This is a genomic window from Rossellomorea sp. SC111, from assembly GCF_024733565.1.
Lineage (GTDB): Bacteria > Bacillota > Bacilli > Bacillales > Bacillaceae_B > Rossellomorea.
The window spans coordinates 289,751-309,254 of record NZ_JANIOC010000001.1 but is presented as its reverse complement, the minus strand read 5'-3'; the positions used below and the strand labels follow the sequence as shown (position 1 = coordinate 309,254).

At 44.8% G+C, this 19,504-nt stretch carries 17 protein-coding genes; 16 read left to right on the top strand and 1 reads right to left on the bottom strand.

The window, feature by feature from the left end; genetic code table 11:
• Window positions 1-10: 10 nt before the first annotated feature.
• From accC to NQ095_RS01580, 15 genes are all read left to right on the top strand, one after another.
• A complete protein-coding gene (gene accC / locus NQ095_RS01650; protein WP_258261770.1) occupies window positions 11-1,363 on the top strand; it encodes an acetyl-CoA carboxylase biotin carboxylase subunit in 1,353 nt (450 codons plus the stop codon).
• Between the two features lie 23 nt (window positions 1,364-1,386).
• Window positions 1,387-1,797: an Asp23/Gls24 family envelope stress response protein gene (locus NQ095_RS01645; RefSeq protein ID WP_034758025.1), complete on the top strand. Its 411-nt coding sequence runs from the start codon at window positions 1,387-1,389 to the stop codon at window positions 1,795-1,797.
• Between the two features lie 513 nt (window positions 1,798-2,310).
• Window positions 2,311-2,697: a transcription antitermination factor NusB gene (gene nusB, locus NQ095_RS01640; protein ID WP_258261769.1), complete on the top strand. Its 387-nt coding sequence runs from the start codon at window positions 2,311-2,313 to the stop codon at window positions 2,695-2,697.
• A 20-nt stretch (window positions 2,698-2,717) separates the two neighbouring features.
• Window positions 2,718-3,584, top strand: a complete 867-nt coding sequence (folD, locus tag NQ095_RS01635) for a bifunctional methylenetetrahydrofolate dehydrogenase/methenyltetrahydrofolate cyclohydrolase FolD (RefSeq protein ID WP_258261768.1) — start codon at window positions 2,718-2,720, stop codon at window positions 3,582-3,584.
• Between the two features lie 113 nt (window positions 3,585-3,697).
• The gene (gene xseA, locus NQ095_RS01630) at window positions 3,698-5,065 is read left to right on the top strand and encodes an exodeoxyribonuclease VII large subunit (protein WP_258261767.1); all 1,368 of its coding nucleotides are present in this window, start codon (window positions 3,698-3,700) and stop codon (window positions 5,063-5,065) included.
• On the top strand, window positions 5,052-5,285 hold the full coding sequence (gene xseB, locus NQ095_RS01625) for an exodeoxyribonuclease VII small subunit (protein ID WP_258261766.1): 234 nt from the start codon (window positions 5,052-5,054) through the stop codon (window positions 5,283-5,285). Before xseA ends, xseB begins: the two co-directional genes overlap by 14 nt.
• A gap of 3 nt (window positions 5,286-5,288) precedes the next feature.
• Window positions 5,289-6,179 carry a polyprenyl synthetase family protein gene (locus NQ095_RS01620; protein WP_309137594.1) on the top strand — a complete coding sequence of 297 codons (891 nt, stop codon included), beginning with the start codon at window positions 5,289-5,291 and terminating at the stop codon, window positions 6,177-6,179.
• 702 nt (window positions 6,180-6,881) lie between these two features.
• Window positions 6,882-7,514, top strand: a complete 633-nt coding sequence (locus NQ095_RS01615) for a hypothetical protein (protein ID WP_258261765.1) — start codon at window positions 6,882-6,884, stop codon at window positions 7,512-7,514.
• 21 nt (window positions 7,515-7,535) lie between these two features.
• Complete coding sequence (gene dxs / locus NQ095_RS01610; RefSeq protein ID WP_258261764.1) at window positions 7,536-9,428, top strand: 1-deoxy-D-xylulose-5-phosphate synthase; 1,893 nt, start codon at window positions 7,536-7,538, stop codon at window positions 9,426-9,428.
• A 2-nt stretch (window positions 9,429-9,430) separates the two neighbouring features.
• Entirely contained in the window at window positions 9,431-10,267 is an 837-nt protein-coding gene (locus NQ095_RS01605; protein ID WP_258261845.1) for a TlyA family RNA methyltransferase, read from the top strand.
• A 602-nt stretch (window positions 10,268-10,869) separates the two neighbouring features.
• The gene (gene ahrC, locus NQ095_RS01600) at window positions 10,870-11,319 is read left to right on the top strand and encodes a transcriptional regulator AhrC/ArgR (RefSeq protein WP_060672439.1); all 450 of its coding nucleotides are present in this window, start codon (window positions 10,870-10,872) and stop codon (window positions 11,317-11,319) included.
• Between the two features lie 113 nt (window positions 11,320-11,432).
• On the top strand, window positions 11,433-13,142 hold the full coding sequence (gene recN / locus NQ095_RS01595) for a DNA repair protein RecN (RefSeq protein ID WP_258261763.1): 1,710 nt from the start codon (window positions 11,433-11,435) through the stop codon (window positions 13,140-13,142).
• Window positions 13,143-13,268: 126 nt separating this feature from the next.
• On the top strand, window positions 13,269-14,558 hold the full coding sequence (gene spoIVB / locus NQ095_RS01590) for a SpoIVB peptidase (RefSeq protein WP_258261762.1): 1,290 nt from the start codon (window positions 13,269-13,271) through the stop codon (window positions 14,556-14,558).
• 324 nt (window positions 14,559-14,882) lie between these two features.
• Window positions 14,883-15,662, top strand: coding sequence for a sporulation transcription factor Spo0A (gene spo0A, locus NQ095_RS01585; protein ID WP_258261761.1), 780 nt, complete (start codon window positions 14,883-14,885; stop codon window positions 15,660-15,662).
• Window positions 15,663-16,284: 622 nt separating this feature from the next.
• Entirely contained in the window at window positions 16,285-17,019 is a 735-nt protein-coding gene (locus NQ095_RS01580) for a glycerophosphodiester phosphodiesterase (protein ID WP_258261760.1), read from the top strand.
• A gap of 13 nt (window positions 17,020-17,032) precedes the next feature.
• Here NQ095_RS01580 and NQ095_RS01575 read toward each other — a convergent pair whose 3' ends face one another.
• Window positions 17,033-17,272: a DUF2627 domain-containing protein gene (locus tag NQ095_RS01575; protein WP_258261759.1), complete on the bottom strand. Its 240-nt coding sequence runs from the start codon at window positions 17,270-17,272 to the stop codon at window positions 17,033-17,035.
• A 125-nt stretch (window positions 17,273-17,397) separates the two neighbouring features.
• Here NQ095_RS01575 and NQ095_RS01570 point away from each other — a divergent pair, with 125 nt between their 5' ends.
• Window positions 17,398-19,464: a sigma 54-interacting transcriptional regulator gene (locus NQ095_RS01570; protein WP_258261758.1), complete on the top strand. Its 2,067-nt coding sequence runs from the start codon at window positions 17,398-17,400 to the stop codon at window positions 19,462-19,464.
• Window positions 19,465-19,504: the final 40 nt, after the last annotated feature.

Below are 19,504 nucleotides of genomic sequence, written 5' to 3'. Positions count from 1 at the left end.
GAAAATAGATATGATAAAAAAGGTATTAATCGCCAATCGAGGAGAAATTGCTGTACGTATCATACGTGCATGCCGAGATTTAGGCATTGAAAGTGTAGCCGTTTATTCTGAAGCTGATAAAGAGGCACTCCATGTTCAATTAGCGGATGAAGCGTATTGCATCGGACCTACTGCATCGAAAGACAGCTACCTGAATTTCACAAACATCATTAGCGTGGCAAAACTGACAGATTGTGATGCCATCCACCCGGGATACGGATTTCTAGCTGAGAACTCTGACTTTGCAGAGCTGTGCCGCGATTGCAACATCATCTTCATTGGTCCTTCACCAGAAGCCATCTCTAAGATGGGGACGAAAGACGTCGCCCGTGAAACGATGAGGGAAGCAGGCGTTCCGATTGTACCTGGTTCAAAAGGCATTGTGAAGGATGCAGATGATGCGGTTCAGCTTGCTGAAGCAATGGGTTATCCCGTCATCATCAAAGCCACTGCCGGTGGTGGAGGAAAAGGGATCCGTGTCGCGAAAAGTCAGGAAGAGCTTATCAAAGGGGTGACGATCACCCAGCAGGAAGCCATGACGGCATTCGGAAACCCTGGTGTATATATCGAGAAGTTCATCGAGGACTTCAGGCATGTGGAAATTCAGGTTCTCGCTGATAACTTCGGAAACGTGATCCACCTTGGTGAGCGGGACTGTACGATTCAACGCCGCCTTCAAAAACTGATTGAAGAAACACCGTCACCTGCTTTAACAGAAGAGAATCGTGTTAAAATGGGGGAAGCGGCAGTAAAAGCAGCCAAAGCGGTTGATTATACAGGTGCCGGCACGGTAGAATTTATATATGACTACGTTAACCAATCATTCTACTTTATGGAAATGAATACGCGTATCCAGGTGGAACATCCTGTAACCGAACAAGTAACAGGTGTTGATTTGATTAAGGAACAGATTCTAGTGGCATCAGGACAAAAGCTTTCCCTGACACAGGAAGAAGTAACGTTTACTGGCTGGGCCATCGAATGCCGTATCAATGCAGAGAATCCAGAGAAAAATTTCATGCCTTCAGCAGGCCGGATCGAAATGTATCTTCCACCTGGCGGCATTGGCGTAAGAGTCGACTCAGCCGCATATCCTGGTTATATGATCCCTCCATATTACGACAGCATGATTGCCAAAGTGATTACCTATGGAGCGACACGTGAAGAAGCTATTTCAAGGATGAAACGGGCTCTAAGTGAATTTGTGGTTGAAGGCATACACACAACCATTCCGTTCCATCTGAGACTATTAGATCATGAAACCTTTGTAGGTGGGGAATTCAATACGAAATTCTTAGAAAAATATGAAGTAATGAAATCCTAGTGTGAATTCAGGAGGTGCCTTACATGGCGGAAAATCAAAACCTTTTACAAATGTCTCACGGTAAAGACGGTCTTGGGAAAATTGAAATCGCACCTGAAGTGATTGAAGTAATCGCAGGAATCGCCGCGTCAGAAGTCGAAGGCGTATCCCAAATGCGCGGAAATTTTGCCACAGGTGTCGTCGAACGTCTCGGAAAGAAAAACCACGGTAAAGGTGTCAAAGTGGAACTGGCCGAAGAAGGAATCATCGTGGATGTATACTGCATCATGAAATTCGGTGTAGCCATCCCGACGGTCGCTCAGAAGATCCAGGACAACATCCGTCAAGCATTGCTTAACATGACTGCTCTCGAAGCAGATGAAGTGAATGTGCATATCGTTGGCGTTCAATTTGAAAACCAAAAGTTTGAAGCTGAAATTGAAGATGAAATGTAATGGGGAAGGACGGTCCTTTAGGGGTCCGTTCTTTTTTTTGTGATCCAGCTCCGGGGATTAGAGGCTCGAGGTCATATGTCAAATCATCCAAAAAGGCAAAAGAACGCCTTTCCGGATGGTTCGTCATATGCTTGTCGCCTCTGGCAAATCCCCTCCGCTTTTCGAGTTGTCCAACTCCGGCGGGTAGTCCCTCGAGGTCATTTCTGGGAAATCCCCAAAGGCAAAGAACGCCTTCAGGGATTTCCCAGAAATGCTTGTCGGGCCTGACCAACCCGCCTCCGCTTTTCGAGTTGTCCAGCTCCGCCTCCTTGTCCCTCGAGGTCATAAGGTGAATGGTCCATGAAGGCAAAAAGCGCCTTCCCGGCCCATTCATCTTATGCTTGTCGGGCCAGCCCAGTCGGCTCCGCTTTTCTGTCAGAATATTGATTTTTTTACATACGCGTGCGTTATGCCCTTGGTTTGTGCTATTATCAAAGGTATGAAAATTGATGGAGTTAAAGGAGTAAATATAAGATGAAGAGAAGAGTTGCCCGTGAAAAGGCTTTACAGGCGTTATTTCAAATAGATATGAGTGGGATTCAGCCGGAGGTTGCCCTAAGGAACGTGTTGGAGGAAGAGGAGAAGATGGATGCTTATCTAGAGCAGATCGTTCTCGGCTTCATGGAGAATCAGGAACGGATTGATGGACATATTCGTGAAAGCCTGGAGAAATGGTCTTTTGACCGTCTGGCAAAAGTCGATCGCAATATTCTGCGTTTAGGCGTGTATGAGCTTCTGTTTGTAGAAGACGTTCCGAATAATGTGGTGATTAATGAAGCGGTTGAAATAGCAAAGATCTTTGGTGATGATCAATCCAGTAAATTTATCAATGGTGTCCTTTCAAAGGTAAGTCAATCTTAACAATGTAAGGGGGCGAGAGAATGTCAGCTTCTATAATTGATGGAAAGCTCATTGCAGATCATTACCGGCAGCAATTAAAGAGTCAGATTGAACAGCTGAAGGAGCAGGAAGTCACACCTGGCCTGGCTGTCATCCTGGTGGGTGATAACCATGCCTCCCATTCTTATGTGAAAATGAAGAGGAAGGCATGCAGTAATCTAGGGATCCATTCAGAGCTTTATTTATATGAATCCACTCTTACACAAGAAGAGTTGCTTGGGAAAATCAGAGAATTGAATGAACAGGACCACATTCATGGAATTCTCGTTCAACTTCCCCTGCCGGAGCATATCAACCCGATTACAGTGATTGAAACGATTTCTCCATCGAAGGATGTGGACGGCTTTCATCCAGTTTCCATTGGGAAAATGGTGACGAATCAAGATACTTTCTATTCCTGCACACCACTTGGTATCATGAAGATGCTTGAATACGAAAACATTTCGGTGGAAGGAAAACATGTCGTCATTTTAGGGCGAAGTAACATTGTCGGTAAGCCGGCAGGTCACTTATTCCTGAATCGGAATGCGACAGTGACGTTTTGTCACTCGAAAACGGCCAATATGTCTTCCTTTACAAAGCAGGCGGATATTATCGTTTCTGCCGTAGGCAAAGCGAATCTGATCGGTGCTGAAGACATCAAACCCGGGGCTGTCGTCATCGATGTAGGCATGAATCGCAACGAAGAGGGCAAACTGTGTGGTGACGTGAATTTTGCGGAAGTAAAGGGGAAAGCAGGGAAAATCACACCGGTTCCCGGTGGAGTCGGTCCGATGACCATCACCATGCTTCTCTATAACACCGTGAAATCTGCAGAGTTGGCTCTCCGGAATCGCCAAAACGGTTAAAAAATAGTACAATATACGTAACATTAAAGGAAAGGGACGGCTAATCGCTGGTCCCTTTCCGTATTCCTGCATATAAAATTCATTTGATGCAAGGGACAAAGGAGTCAGTGAGCATGGAACTTGATCAATCACGTTATTTAACGGTACAAGCTCTGACAAAATACATAAAACGTAAATTCGACAGGGACCCACATCTGTCCAACTTGTTTGTACGGGGCGAAATTTCCAATTTCAAAAGACACTCAAGCGGACATATGTACTTTACTCTGAAAGATGAAAAGGCCCGGATATTGTCTGTGATGTTTTCAAGTCATAATCAATCACTGAAATTCAGGCCGGAAAATGGGATGAATGTATTGATCCGCGGAGATATATCCGTTTATGAGTCAGGCGGGCAATATCAGATCTATGTGAAAGAAATGCAGCCCGATGGAATCGGTGAGCTTTATTTAGCGTATGAACAGTTGAAGGAGAAGCTCGAGAAAGCTGGTTATTTTGAGCAGGGCCGCAAACGGATGATCCCTAAGTTTCCGAAGCGGATCGCTGTGGTCACCTCTCCGACGGGAGCTGCGATCCGAGACATCATCACAACCATCAAGCGGCGGTATCCAATCGGAGAAATCCTCGTCTATCCTGCTCTGGTCCAGGGTGATCAAGCGGCAGGCTCGATTGCCGGTGCGATGAGGAAGGTGAATGAGCACGGTGAAATAGACGTGTTGATCATCGGCCGGGGGGGCGGTTCGATTGAAGAGTTGTGGGCATTCAATGAAGAAGTCGTGGCAAAAGCCATCGTCGAGTCTGAGGTTCCCGTCATTTCTGCAGTGGGACATGAGACGGACTTTACGATCGCAGATTTTGTGGCGGATCTGAGGGCACCAACGCCGACGGCTGCCGGGGAATTAGCTGTTCCTCATATTGAAGATCTATTGGAAAGAATCATGAACCGGAAATTAAGGCTGATTAAATCGTTTAAAACAAAGCTCCAAAGTGAACGAAGCCGCTTAAATGGATTAACCAAATCGTATGCTTTGAGAAATCCCAGAAATCTCTATCAGCAGAAGATCGAAACCGTCGACCGGCTGACAGATCAGCTGCAAAGAAATATAGGTATGCATGTGAAACAAAACCGGGATCGAATATCCGGGCTCCATTCAAGGCTCGAGCGTGTTCACCCATCCCAAATCATCAAGGTGCAGCATGAACGGGTATTATTTATGCAAACGGTGCTTGAAAAGCAGTTTAAACAAGTGTTGAAAGAAAAGAATCATCGTTTCACATCAGCACTGTCCACCTTGCATGCCCTCAGTCCATTGAAAATCATGGACAGGGGTTACAGCCTCGTTTACCGGGATGAAGGCCATTTGATTAAATCATCTCAGCAAGTAAAAGCAGGCGACCGCTTAGAGATTAATGTCAGAGATGGAAAAATACATTGTGAAGTTGAATCTGTTGAGGAGCGTGAGCGAAATGGCAAAGTCTAAAGAAGAACTATCATTTGAAACAGCTATGGATCAGTTGGAAGAGATCGTTGAGAAATTGGAAGAAGGGGAAGTTCCCCTCGAGAAGGCACTGGAATTTTACCAAAAAGGGATGGGTCTTTCGAAATACTGCCATGATACGTTGCAAAAAGCAGAAAATCAATTAACCAAAATGATGACGGATGAAGGGGAAAAAACCTTTGATCTCGATGAGGAGGAATAATACATGTATCCTCCCATTACACTGAAAGAGTTTCAAGAGGAACATGGGGAATCGATCACCAAGCACATGGTTGAGACCGTCGAAGGCCTTAAGATACCCCTTGTTTTAAAGGAGGCCATGATTTATTCCCTCAAGGCAGGCGGGAAAAGGATACGTCCCATCCTCCTGCTGGCTGCAATAAGGACGTTCAATCAAGACCCGATACTCGGGCTTAATACGGCATCTGCCCTTGAAATGATTCATACATATTCCTTGATCCATGATGATCTTCCTTCCATGGATGATGACGATTTAAGGAGAGGCAAGCCGACCAACCATAAGATTTTTGGGGAGGCAGCGGCGATTCTTGCAGGCGATGGTCTCTTGACATATAGTTTTCAGCTCATTGCAGAAGATAGTGCCTTAACAAATGATCAAAAGGTGAAGCTGATTGCCCTTCTCGCACGGTGTGCCGGTCCGGAGGGCATGGTCGGCGGTCAGGTTGCCGATATCGAAGGGGAGAATAAGAGGTTAACCGTTCAGGAGCTTGAGAACATTCACGTTCATAAAACAGGGAAGTTACTCATATTCAGCGTATTGGCCGGGGGGATCATTTCAGGGGCGTCCGCCAATGAACTCGAGCTACTTGAACGCTTTTCCTACCACATCGGCCTCGCATTCCAAATTCAGGATGATATCCTCGATATTGAGGGATCTGAAGAAATGATTGGTAAACCCGTTGGGAGCGATGAATCGAAACATAAGAGTACATATCCAAGTCTTTTGACGATGAAAGGTGCGAAGGAGAAGCTTCAATTTCATCTTGACGAAGCATTGACTGCCCTTACTAACTTGCCGGTGGACTCCGGCCTCCTGGCAGAAATTGCCCGACTGATCGTTTCCCGAAATCATTGAAACATTCTATATTTGAGCAAAAGATTTAACATATGTTATAATACGATTAGAATAAAATTTGGGGTGGTGCAGTATTCTAGTCAGTCCACCAATCCTGAAGGTGGGCCTAAAAATCCACTAAAGGGCACATCGATGAAGTTCCTGGAATTGGCTTGAGGCGCCCAGCTTTGGGTCATATCTGGGAGTAAGGCTTGAGGGCGATCCACAATGGCATGTGGGCGTTGACCCGCGAGCCGCGGAGGCTTTGTTTCTTATGCTGGCATTAAGCATATGCAATAAGAACAAAGTATGAACCTGCGATGTGATGATTCACTAGCAGCGTAGCCTGCCTTGAGTGAAGAGAGAGGGGATTATGGTTACAGGGTACACATCAGTTGGCCATTGATATGTGCTTTTTCGCCCATATGAAATCCTCTTTGCAAAAGAGGCTAAGGATTGCGTTAAGGACTGTTGAGGAAAACTCCTAGACTGTTCATATTCGGACATATAAAGAGGATTATAGTGCGGACTAAGTGGTAATCCAGTCTAGCTTGTGGTGACGCGGCTAAGTCGGGTTTAATGGGAAACCGCCGGTATGGCAACATCCGGTACCTGATTGGGAAAACCTACTGGACCTAAGCTGCAATTTTTACTCTTTATATGACCCCCCAATTACATATAACCAAACTATTTACACAGTAGAAACGGTGTGTTTAAACGATAATGAATGAAACAATGAAAAACTCAATAAAGTGGAGTGTCAGCATTGCCGTTATCACATTTGTGTTAGCGGCTATTTTTTCAGTTGCATCCAATATGGTTTTAAATGGAGTCGCGTGGTTCACAGGGCTCATCGTCGTGTTGATCATCGTCTTCATCGGGATCTTTTTTGATATGCTGGGAATCGCTGCAACGGCGGCTGATGAAACTCCTTTTCATGCCATGGCAGCCAAAAAGGTGTACGGGGCCAAATATTCAATTAAAATTGTACGTAACGCAGATCGGTTCGCGAGCTTCTGTAACGACGTGATCGGTGATATTTCAGGAATCATTAGCGGTACGGCATCGGCCATTGTTCTGATCCAACTGGCGGTTTCCTTTCACCTTGAAGGCGGGTCCTTGAAGGAGTATATCGTGAGTGTAACTCTGACAAGCATCATCGCTTCATTGACAGTCGGAGGCAAAGCGCTTGGAAAAACGTTTGCTATCACCTATTCTAAGGATATAATATTTAGAGTTGGTAAAGTTCTACAATTCCTCGAAGATCGATTTCATATCGTATTGATTAAAGATAAAAAAGACAAAAAAGATAAAAACAAGAAAAAAGGTCTTAAGCGTGAGAAACAAAATATTTAGTGATGAAAGTGAGTGGACCCCATGGATCTATTATCAATAAAGGAGCCTTCTTTTCTAAAGAACATGTCGAATGTACAGTTGGAAGAGCTCAGCCAAGAGATTCGCCAATTCTTGATCAAGAATCTATCCGAAACCGGCGGTCATATTGGTCCAAACTTAGGGGTGGTCGAATTAACCGTTGCCCTTCATAAACATTTTTCCAGTCCAAAAGATAAAATCCTTTGGGATGTTGGTCACCAATCGTATGTTCATAAAATTTTAACCGGCAGGGCCTGTCAGTTTGATACCCTCCGTCAGTATAAGGGATTATGCGGTTTTCCAAAGCGGAATGAAAGTGAGCATGATGTATGGGAAACCGGTCATAGTTCTACTTCATTATCGGCAGCCATGGGTATGGCGATTGCGAGAGACGTTAAAAAAGAAGATTCATACATCATCCCGGTGATCGGAGATGGTGCCTTGACGGGCGGAATGGCACTTGAAGCATTGAATCACATCGGTCATGAAAAGAAAGACATGATCGTTGTACTTAATGACAATGAAATGTCCATCGCTCCTAATGTAGGGGCCCTTCACAGTGTACTTGGCCGTTTGCGTACGGCAGGGAAATACAACTGGGTGAAGGATGAAATGGAGTATATCCTCAAGCGCATCCCTGCTGTTGGAGGCAAATTAGCCAGTACAGCGGAACGGGTAAAGGATAGCTTGAAGTATTTATTCGTTTCCGGAATGTTCTTTGAGGAGCTCGGTTTTACATATCTTGGACCGATTGATGGACATGATTATAATGATCTCGCTGAAAACATTCAATATGCCAAGAAAACCAAAGGCCCGGTCCTTTTACACGTAATCACGAAAAAAGGAAAAGGGTTTCATCCCGCAGAGTCAGACAAAAAAGGAACCTGGCATGGCACCGGGCCGTACAAGATCGATACCGGAGATCTGATCAAACCTGTGAACGCACCTCCATCGTGGAGTGGACTTGTCAGTGAGACGGTCCGTAGGGTTGCCCGTGAGGATGAACGGATTGTGGCGATTACCCCGGCTATGCCGGTAGGCTCCAAGCTTCTCGGCTTTGCAGAAGAATTTCCTGATCGGATGTTCGATGTGGGGATTGCCGAGCAGCATGCCACTACGGTCGCTGCCGGTCTTGCCACTCAGGATATGAAGCCTTTCTTAGCGATTTATTCTACCTTCCTGCAACGGGCGTACGATCAGGTGGTTCACGATATCTGCCGCCAAAACTTAAACGTCTTCATCGGGATCGACCGGGCAGGATTGGTAGGGGCCGATGGTGAAACCCATCAAGGTGTGTTCGATATCGCCTTTTTAAGACATTTACCGAATATGGTCATCATGATGCCGAAAGACGAGAATGAAGGACAGCACCTTGTCAATACGGCACTTCAATATAATGATGGTCCCATCGCTCTCCGTTATCCCCGCGGAAACGGGTATGGAGTACCGATGGACGGGGAACTTTCAACGATCCCGATCGGATCGTGGGAAGTATTGAAACAGGGAACCGATGCAGCGATCCTGACTTTCGGAACGACTATCCCGATGGCCATGGAAGCGGCAGCAGACCTAGAAAAGCAGGGACTTTCGGTTCGGGTTGTAAACGCACGTTTCATCAAACCGATGGATGAGAACATGCTGAAAAGGGTCCTGGAAGAAGAGATGCCTGTACTGACGATCGAAGAAGCCGTTCTTCAAGGCGGTTTCGGAAGCGGTGTTCTTGAATTTGCACAGGAACAGGGCTTACATGACGCCGTGATCGACCGCATCGGTATTCCGGACTATTTCATCGAGCATGGAAGCGTGAAGGAATTATTGAATGAAATCGGGATGACCAAAGAAAACATAGTGGATCGCATCTTAACGATCACTCCAAAAAAACAAAAAAGGGCTTAATGATGAAAGTAAAAAAACAACGTGTAGACGTACTTCTGGTAGAACGAGGATTAATTGAAACAAGAGAAAAAGCGAAACGGGCTGTCATGGCGGGTCTTGTCTATTCCAATGAAATGAGACTGGACAAGCCTGGGGAAAAGGTGAATGAAGATATTCCCCTTACGATGAAGGGGAAAGTGATTCCCTATGTAAGCCGAGGCGGTTTGAAGCTTGAGAAAGCTCTCCAGGTCTTCGATGTGGATGTGGACGGTAAAGTGATGATCGATATCGGTGCTTCCACTGGCGGGTTTACGGATTGTGCCCTCCAAAATGGTGCGAAGATGTCCTATGCCCTTGATGTAGGATACAACCAATTAGCCTGGAAGCTAAGACAGGATGAGCGTGTCGTGGTCATGGAACGGACCAATTTCCGTTACGTGACCCCGGCGGATCTCCAAGGGGAAATGCCGAGCTTTGCCTCCATCGATGTATCCTTTATTTCCCTTTCGTTGATCTTGCCTGTCCTGAAAACCTTATTGGTTCCTGGAGGGGATTGTGTCGCTTTAATCAAGCCGCAATTCGAAGCGGGTAAGGACCAGGTCGGGAAAAAAGGCATCGTAAGAGATCCTGCCGTGCACAAAATGGTCATCGAAAAAATCATGACTTTAGCGGTTAATGAAGGCTATCATATAGCAGGATTATCTTATTCCCCCATTACAGGCGGGGATGGGAATATAGAATTTCTCATCCATCTGAAATGGCCGGGGCAAGAAGGTGAAGGGGAGTCCCTTCTTACCAACACACCGGATGACGTGATCGAGGAAGCGCATAGTCAATTTAAGGCGAAAACACAGCAGTAAAGATAGGGTCACTCTTCTTTGGAGAGTGGCTTTTTTCATAAAGACCATTAATGTATATCGAAGAAGGCGTTGGAAGCAAAGTCGATAATATCCTAACAACGGTAGTAGTCGTTCCCAAGCCGCCTCCGCTTTTCATTGTCTAGCTCCGGCGGCTAGAGGCTCGAGGTCATAAGCCAAACATCCCAAAAAGGCAAAGATCGCCTTTGTGGGATGTTCGACTTATGCTTGTCGCCTCAACCCAAGCCGCCTCCGCTTTTCATTGTCCAGCTCCAGGGGCTTGGGGCTCGAGGTCATAAGCCAAGTCACCCAAAAAGGCTAAAGAGCGCCTTTTAGTGTGACTCGTCTTATGCTTGTCGCCCCAGTGCGAGCCCCTTCCGCTTTTCTTTTGTCTAGCTCCGGCGGCTAGTCCCTCGAGGTCATAAGCTAAATCGACCAAAAAGGCCAAGGACGCCTTTCTGGTCGATTCATCTTATGCTTGTCGGGCCTGCCCAAGCCGCCTCCGCTTTTCTTTTTTATTGTACTTCCCAACAAAATAGGCTAACATAAGCGTAGAGGTATATTTATACAGGATTTAATCCAATGTAAGAGGTGTATGTTCTATGATGAACAAAGGGCAAAGACATATTAAAATCAGGGAAATCATTACGAATAGAGATGTGGAAACGCAGGATGAGCTGGTGGAAAGCCTGAAGAATGCGGGGTTTAATGTGACGCAGGCAACCGTATCCAGGGATATCAAGGAGCTCCATCTTGTAAAGGTTCCGCTGATGGATGGCAGATACAAATACAGCTTGCCGGCTGATCAGCGCTTTAATCCACTTCAGAAATTGAAACGTACACTGACGGATGCGTTCGTGAAAGTGGATCAGGCTGGGCATATGCTGGTGATGAAAACGTTACCCGGAAATGCAAATGCCATTGGGGCTTTAATCGATAATCTGGACTGGGAAGAGATTCTTGGGACCATTTGCGGGGATGACACCTGTTTGATCATTTGCCGCACGGAAGAAGAAACGAAAGTCGTTTCAGAACGATTCTTAGATATGCTGTAAACGATTAACTACGATCATTGGGCTATTATATGCCCTTCATACAAAATCCAATAGGAAGCTTTTCTTTTTCATAATTTTGAGGGGAAAGTTCCTTTTTATTTGAGGTGAATGTTTTGCTACAAGAACTATCAATCAAAAATTTCGCCATTATCGATTCCCTTTCCCTTTCGTTTGAAGAAGGTTTGACTGTATTATCAGGTGAGACGGGTGCGGGTAAGTCGATCATCATCGACGCCATCCATTTGCTCGTTGGCGGCAGAGGGTCCTCTGAGTATGTGCGGCATGGGGAGAAGAAGGCAGAAATTGAAGGGTTATTTATTCTTGATAATGAAACGCACCCCTGCTTTCAGAAAGCGGCAGACTTCGGGATCGAGATCGAGGAAGGTATGATCGTCCTAAGAAGGGATATCTCGAGCACGGGGAAAAGTGTTTGCAGAATTAATGGCAAGCTGGTGACGATCGCCATCATGAGGGAAGTCGGGGCATCTCTTATTGATATCCACGGACAGCACGAACATCAGGAACTCATGAATGAAAGCCTTCATCTTTCCTTATTAGATCAATTCGGAGGGAAGGATATTGCATCCGGTTTATCCAGTTACGGACAAGTCTATAAAGAGTATCTGTCCATCTATAAGCAGCTGAAAAGATTGAATGAAAATGAACAGGAAATGGCTCATCGACTGGATCTCATTCAATTTCAGCTTAAAGAAATCCAGGATGCGAATCTGCAGCTCAATGAAGATGAACAGTTGCAGGAAGAGAAACGGAAACTGATGAACTTTGAAAGGCTTTTTGAAGCGCTTCAGACCTCCTATGACAGCATACAAGGGGAAAGAAAGGGGATGGACTGGGCAGGACTTGCCATGAGCCATCTTGAAACCGCTGCCGAAGTCGATTCACAGTATGAAAAGACGCTTGAATCCGTATCGAATGCGTATTATATTCTTGAAGATGCCGCCCATCAAGTCAGGGGAGGGCTGGATATGCTTGAATTCGAGCCGAATCGTCTGGACCTGATTGAGGCGAGGTTGAATGAAATAAATGGGCTTAAGAGAAAATATGGCTCATCGGTGGAAGAGATTCTGACCTATAGTTCCAAGATCGAAGAAGAAATTGAAACAATCGTGAATAAAGATTCCCATGTTGAACAATTACAAAGTAAATTACAGTCACTTGAAAAAGATTTATCCCTCGAGGCGAAAAATCTTTCCGATACGAGAAAACTTTGGGCGAAGAAATTGACCGCAAGTATTCATGCGCAGTTAAAGCAGCTGTATATGGATAAGACGAAATTCGAAGTCCGATTTGTCAAAAGCGGAGAAAACGAATCCTTCTCTTTTCAACATTTCAAGAAAGATGGTTGGGATACGGTGGAGTTTTATATCTCCACCAATCCTGGAGAACCGTTGAAGCAGCTGTCTAAGGTGGCTTCAGGCGGGGAACTGTCACGGATCATGCTTGCCCTTAAAACCATTTTTTCAAAGCATCAAGGGATTACATCGATCATTTTTGATGAGGTTGATACAGGTGTTAGCGGCAGGGTCGCCCAGGCCATCGCTGAAAAGATTTATCAGGTTGCTGTCCATTCGCAAGTGATGTGCATCTCTCACTTGCCTCAGGTGGCCGCCATGGCCGATTGTCACTTGTTCATTTCGAAAAAAATGTCAGGTGGCAGGACGAGCACAATGGTGAAACGTCTTCAGGAAAAAGATAAGATCAGGGAAATTTCCCGTATGATTTCGGGTGTGGAAATAACTGATCTGACTTTGGAACATGCAAAGGAATTACTTCAATTGGCAGGTTCAATCAAAGAGACATGAAAAGCTATCCATTTCGGGTAGCTTTTTTTTCATGATTACCAGTTATAAATGTAGTCTTTAAAGGCAAAATTAAAACTGTAGCCAATAATAAGTGTTTGTGGATTAGAAGCGAGGAGAGTGAATATATTGAGTTTAGATTGGTTAAGGAAATGTATAGGTGGAATTCTCCTTGTTTCGCTTTGTCTTATTGGTTTTTACAAACCGGTTCAACAGTTTATCGATACTCCGAACTCTGTAAGGATGATGGCAGGGGATCAAGTTGCTCTCCCTAAGGCTGCATCCGTTACAACCATGGGTTCGTCGCATAATGAGCATGTTCAAGTAAGAGAAGGGAAAGGTCAGCTCTCCATCCAGGGGAATTCTGTAGGTAAGGACGAAGTGGTCTTCGAGCTTGCCGGCCTGCCCATTAAAAAGGTCGATGTAGAAGTACTGAAAGATTTCAAAGTGATTCCCGGTGGACAATCCATTGGAGTCAAATTAAATACTGTTGGGGTGTTAGTCGTTGGTCATCATCTGGTGGAAACGGATGGAGGGAAAATGTCTCCCGGAGAAAAAGCCGGCATTCAGGTAGGGGACATGATTACTGAAATTAATGGAACGAAAATTGAAGAACTTGCCGATGTTGCTCCTTTTGTTCAGAAAGCAGGAGAAGAAGCAAAATCTCTAGATGTCGTGATCAAGCGAGATCAAAAGACCGTAAAGACACAATTGCTTCCATTGAAAGAAAAAGGGGACAAAAATTATAAATTGGGCCTGTACATCCGTGATTCAGCAGCAGGTATCGGTACGATGACATTTTATGATCCTAAGTCCAAGAAATACGGTGCCCTCGGCCATGTGATTTCAGATATGGATACAAAAAAACCAATCGTCGTCGAAAACGGGGAAATCGTGAATTCCGAAGTCACTTCGATTCAAAAAGGCACGGATGGAAAACCAGGAGAGAAACTGGCACGCTTTTCATCTGACCGGAACATCATCGGTAACATTAAGCGGAACAGTCCTTTTGGGATTTTTGGTGAATTAAATCAGTCCATTAAAAATGAACTGATGGATAAGCCGATGCCTATCGCGCTGTCTCACCAAGTAAAAGAAGGTCCGGCACAAATCTTAACTGTCGTGGATGGAAAAGAAGTGGAAATGTACGATATTGAAATCGTCAGTACCATCCCACAGAAATATCCCGCAACAAAAGGGATGGTATTGAAAGTGACGGATCCCGAGCTGCTTAAGAAAACAGGTGGAATCGTACAGGGGATGAGCGGGAGCCCGATTATCCAAAATGGGAAGGTCATCGGAGCGGTCACCCATGTGTTTGTCAATGATCCGACCAGCGGATACGGGGTACACATTGAATGGATGCTGAGTGAAGCAGGAATAGATATTTATAAAAAAGATCATAACCGGGCAAGCTGAAAGTGGAAAACCCTTACGAAAGTACCGAAATCGGGTACTTATAAGGGTTCTTTTTTTTGTAGAGCTAGGGGATATCACAGAATTCTTACTCACATCCGTTTGCCAAAGAGAGCTGGTCCTTGATAAAATAAAGAATATTCGACAAACCGAATCAAAAATATCGAATAGGGTCGAAATATAAAGAAATCGTTAGAAAATCAAAGAAAATATAATAATTTTCAAGTTTTTTTCAAAAATAAAAGGAATTTAGGTTGCATTGTCGAAAAAGTAATTTAGAATAAAATTACAGAGATGAATTAATTAGGATTGAGGAGGAAACCTGTAGTGAAATCGATTAAAGTATGTGTTGTGGATGATAACCGTGAGCTGACGTCTTTATTGGAGGACTACATTGCTTCGCAAAATGATATGGAAGTGGTAGGGATTGCCCATAATGGTCAAGATTGTTTAGAATTATTGGATGAAGTCGATCCGGATGTCCTGGTCCTTGATATCATCATGCCCCATTTGGACGGTCTGGCAGTGCTGGAGCGACTTCGTGAAAAGAAGGGCATTCCCAATGTCATCATGCTTACGGCCTTCGGACAGGAAGATGTGACGAAGAAAGCTGTCGACCTTGGAGCTTCTTATTTTATTTTAAAACCATTCGATATGGAAAATCTAGTGAGCCATATAAGACAAGTCAGCGGTAAATCAAACTCAATCATCAAAAAACCTTCCTCATCCAGAATGAATACAGAGCAAAAACCTAGAAACCTGGATGCAAGTATCACGAGCATCATCCACGAAATCGGCGTGCCGGCACATATTAAAGGATACTTGTATTTACGTGAAGCGATTTCTATGGTGTATAACGATATCGAATTGCTCGGATCCATCACAAAGGTCCTTTACCCGGATATTGCCAAGAAATACAATACCACCGCATCAAGGGTGGAACGGGCGATCCGTCATGCGATTGAAGTGGCCTGGAGCAGAGGGAATATTGATTCCATTTCCTCTTTATTCGGATACACCGTCAGCATGTCCAAGGCAAAGCCGACCAACTCGGAGTTCATTGCCATGGTAGCGGACAAACTTCGTCTGGAGCATATGGCTTCTTGAAAGAGTTAGGAATAGGCTGAACACCATTCAAACTGAATGTACAATCGAGCGACCCTGTGAGCCCTTATTCACGGGGTTTTATTATATCAGCGTAATCGACTCCCGGCATTGGCTCCCGCGTCAGTCCCCACAGTAACAAACGCCTTTTTTCGAAAAAAATGGTGGTTTGCCCTTACAGCCTGTCCCTTTACACATAAGATAAAGTGTAGTGCAAAACAACTAAAGGGGGAGGTGAGACCATGGGATGTTATCGTAATAACGATAATGTAGGTGGAGCTTCTGACCGTTGCAGAAACAATAATGTAGCTGGTACTTCCGACAACAACTTCAGAGTTCCTGTCAAAGCTTATATCAGAGGAGAAGATTTCTGTAGAGCCGTTCGCCGTTGCAGAGAGAACGATGTTGCTGGTGAAATGGACAACCGCCGCAGATGCGGATGCCGTTGGTTCTAATCAGGTGCGACCATTAATTCGGAAAAACCCTGAGTTTCTCAGGGTTTTTTGATGATGTTTTTAAAAAGGTTCATCCTTTGAGAAGAGATCAAATAAGTATATAATGAAGTCAGTCATTGGATTCTATAAGTGAAAGAATGTACATATATACAAACGAGGGAAGTGAACTCATGACGCTGATTTTTGCTCACCGTGGATCTGCAGGTACCCATCCAGAAAACACAATGGAAGCTTTTTATGAAGCTGAAAGGGTGAAGGCTGATGGAATCGAATTGGACGTTCAGCTGACCAAAGACGGAGAAGTAGTCGTCATACATGATGAAACCGTTGACCGGACGACAAACGGAAAAGGGTTCGTCAAAGATTATACAATAAACGAAATTCAAAAGCTCCAAGCGAACTTTAAATTTAAGAGTAAATTATTCAAGAAAAACCGTGTCCCCTCATTAAGGGAGGTGTTTCTGTGGTTGAAAGGGAATGAACTCCTTTGTAACATCGAGTTGAAAAACAGTATCATGGATTATCAAGGCCTGGAAGAAAAGGTGATCGGATTGATCAGGGAGTTCAGGTTCGAGGAACGGATCATCATCTCTTCGTTTAATCATTATTCGATTGTGGCATGTTACCGTTTTGAGCCTTCCGTGGAAATCGCGCCGCTCTACTCATCACGCTTATTCATGCCCTGGATCTATGCCCAATCATTAAGGGCGAAAGCGATACACCCCAACCTGAAAGCGGTCAGGGATGAGATGATCATTGAAGCGATGAATAACGGAATCGGTGTCAGACCATACACGGTAAATAAGGTGGATCAAATGGAGAGATTATTGAGTTTGGGCTGCACTGCATTTGTCACGGACTATCCTGAAAAGGCATGGAAGCTGAGGGAAAGTAAAAAAGGCTAGCGCATTTGCAGCGCTAGCCTTTCTTGTTGAATCGGGACTGAACTTTATTGCGTTTACGATCACGGTGCAGTACGAACCCTGCAATGAACCCCAATCCGCAAACAAAAAAGACTAACCCGATAATGAACTGGAGCCAAAGATAAGGGATCGGAGGCTGCAGGATTCCAAACAGCATATCTCTCATCAGCTTAATCCCAAGAGCTGCTAATGCTCCGGGGATCAACATGATAATCAGGGCAATAAAACGGACCATGAGATGCATAACTCCTTTTCGTTTCCATACTAAAATTCTAACTCCAAGCAGAGAATTGTCAAGTTTCGAAAAGTAGTGTAACATTATGGATGTGAAAAAAATTGCACGTCTCGGGGTGAAGAAAGTTGCAAGAGGTTCTAATTGTCGGCGGTGGAAAGGGTGGAACAGCCATCCTGCAAATCCTCCACGAAGTTTCCGTCATGAAAGTGATTGCCGTAGTAGATTTAAATGAAAACGCTTCAGGTATTAAGCTCTCAAAGGAACTTGGTATCCCTGTTGGTACAGATTGGAGACCATTCCTCAGTGACTCTCTGGATATCGTCATCGAGGTGACCGGTGAACAGGAAGTGTTTGAACAGATAAGGGATCATCGTGGAAAGAATACAGTTTTAATCCCTGGAAGTGTGGCTTTCCTTATTTCGAAGCTCCTTGAAGAAAAAGAGGAGCTTATCCATCAATTGACGAGCGAGTCCTTTAAAAGGGATCTTATCTTTAATTCAACGGATGATGGCATGGTCGGGATCGATGATCAAGGCATCGTTATGCTATTTAATAAAAGTGCAGAGCGAATGATCGGAAAGAGTCAGGAAGATGTGATGGGCCTTCATATTTCGGAAGTGATACCTGAGAGTAAGCTGACCAGAACGATCGAAACAAGACGGACAGAAATCAATCAGGAAGTTATCCTTGGGAACGGATTGAAGATCATCTCCAATCGGATTCCGATGATCACAGAGCAGGACGAAATCATCGGTGCCTTTTCGGTGTTTAAAGATATTACCGAAGTGGTGAATCTGGCAGAGGAGATAACCAATCTTAAAGAAATTCAGACGATGCTCGAAGCCATCATCCATTCCAGCGATGACGCGATTTCAGTCGTCGATGAAGAGGGTAAGGGGATCATGATCAACCCTGCTTACACGAGAATCACGGGACTTACCCGGGAGGAAGTGATCGGGAAGCCTGCGACGGCGGATATTTCAGAAGGCGAGAGTATTCATTTGAAAGTGCTTCAAACACGGAGAGCGATCCGTGGGACAAGAATGCGGGTAGGACCGAACCGTAAAGAAGTCATCGTGAATGTGGCCCCCATCATTGTAAACAATAAGCTTAAGGGAAGTGTCGGTGTCATTCATGACATGTCGGAAATACAATCTCTTACCCAGGAATTGGACCGGGCGAGGAGAATCATCCGCACCCTTGAAGCGAAGTATATGTTCGAGGATATCATTGGTGACTCAGAGGAAATGATGATTGCCATCGAGCAAGCCAAGCTGGGTGCGAAAACCCCTGCTACCGTTCTTCTTCGCGGAGAATCAGGGACTGGGAAGGAATTATTTGCCCACGCCATACATAATGCTAGTGACCGTAAATTCAATAAATTCCTCAGGGTCAACTGCGCCGCATTATCGGAGAGCCTTTTGGAAAGCGAATTATTCGGGTATGAAGAAGGTGCATTCTCCGGTGCCAAGCGTGGTGGAAAACGCGGCTTGTTCGAAGAGGCGAATAATGGGAGTATCTTCCTTGACGAAATAGGGGAATTGAGTGCCAATACTCAAGCGAAATTATTGAGGGTCCTGCAGGAAAATGAAATCGTGAGGGTCGGAGGGACGAAATCGATCCAAATCAATGTCCGTGTCATTGCTGCAACCAACGTCAACCTTGAAAAGGGAATAGCCGATGGATCTTTCAGGGAAGATCTGTACTATCGCCTCAACCGGATGCCGATTCAAATTCCTCCGTTAAGGCAGCGTAAATCCGATATTCCACTCATTTCCGAAGCCCTGATTACAAAGATCAACCAGGACTATGGAAGAAACGTCGAGGGATTGTCGGCTACTGCTGTGAACAAGCTGATGAATTATCATTGGCCGGGGAATGTGCGGGAGCTTGAGAACGTGCTGGGGAGAGCCATCATCTTCATGAACTACAATGAAGTCCAAATCGATGGAAAACATTTACCTCAATTAGAAAATACATCAAAACCCCTCGTCAACGCAGCTGAACTTCCGTTTCAAGGAGCGGAAGATCTTGCAACCCAAATTGAAAAGTATGAAAAAAATATAATTCAAACCGTTTTAGAGCAGAATAATGGTAATAAAACGGCTACTGCTAAAGTATTGAATGTATCGGTGAGAAACTTATATTATAAAATTGAAAAATATAACATTGAAATAAATAGCATGAAATAATTTGCAGGGTGCGAAATAATTTGCAGGGTCTATTTCTGAC

Excerpts from the sequence above, each read along its gene's own strand:
- accC (WP_258261770.1), top strand. The coding sequence starts at position 11 with ATGATAAAAAAGGTATTAATCGCCAATCGAGGAGAAATTGCTGTACGT.
- NQ095_RS01645 (WP_034758025.1), top strand. The coding sequence starts at position 1,387 with ATGGCGGAAAATCAAAACCTTTTACAAATGTCTCACGGTAAAGACGGT.
- nusB (WP_258261769.1), top strand. The coding sequence starts at position 2,311 with ATGAAGAGAAGAGTTGCCCGTGAAAAGGCTTTACAGGCGTTATTTCAA.
- folD (WP_258261768.1), top strand. The coding sequence starts at position 2,718 with ATGTCAGCTTCTATAATTGATGGAAAGCTCATTGCAGATCATTACCGG.
- xseA (WP_258261767.1), top strand. The coding sequence starts at position 3,698 with ATGGAACTTGATCAATCACGTTATTTAACGGTACAAGCTCTGACAAAA.
- xseB (WP_258261766.1), top strand. The coding sequence starts at position 5,052 with ATGGCAAAGTCTAAAGAAGAACTATCATTTGAAACAGCTATGGATCAG.
- NQ095_RS01620 (WP_309137594.1), top strand. The coding sequence starts at position 5,289 with ATGTATCCTCCCATTACACTGAAAGAGTTTCAAGAGGAACATGGGGAA.
- NQ095_RS01615 (WP_258261765.1), top strand. The coding sequence starts at position 6,882 with ATGAATGAAACAATGAAAAACTCAATAAAGTGGAGTGTCAGCATTGCC.
- dxs (WP_258261764.1), top strand. The coding sequence starts at position 7,536 with ATGGATCTATTATCAATAAAGGAGCCTTCTTTTCTAAAGAACATGTCG.
- NQ095_RS01605 (WP_258261845.1), top strand. The coding sequence starts at position 9,431 with ATGAAAGTAAAAAAACAACGTGTAGACGTACTTCTGGTAGAACGAGGA.
- ahrC (WP_060672439.1), top strand. The coding sequence starts at position 10,870 with ATGAACAAAGGGCAAAGACATATTAAAATCAGGGAAATCATTACGAAT.
- NQ095_RS01580 (WP_258261760.1), top strand. The coding sequence starts at position 16,285 with ATGACGCTGATTTTTGCTCACCGTGGATCTGCAGGTACCCATCCAGAA.
- NQ095_RS01575 (WP_258261759.1), bottom strand. The coding sequence starts at position 17,272 with ATGGTCCGTTTTATTGCCCTGATTATCATGTTGATCCCCGGAGCATTA.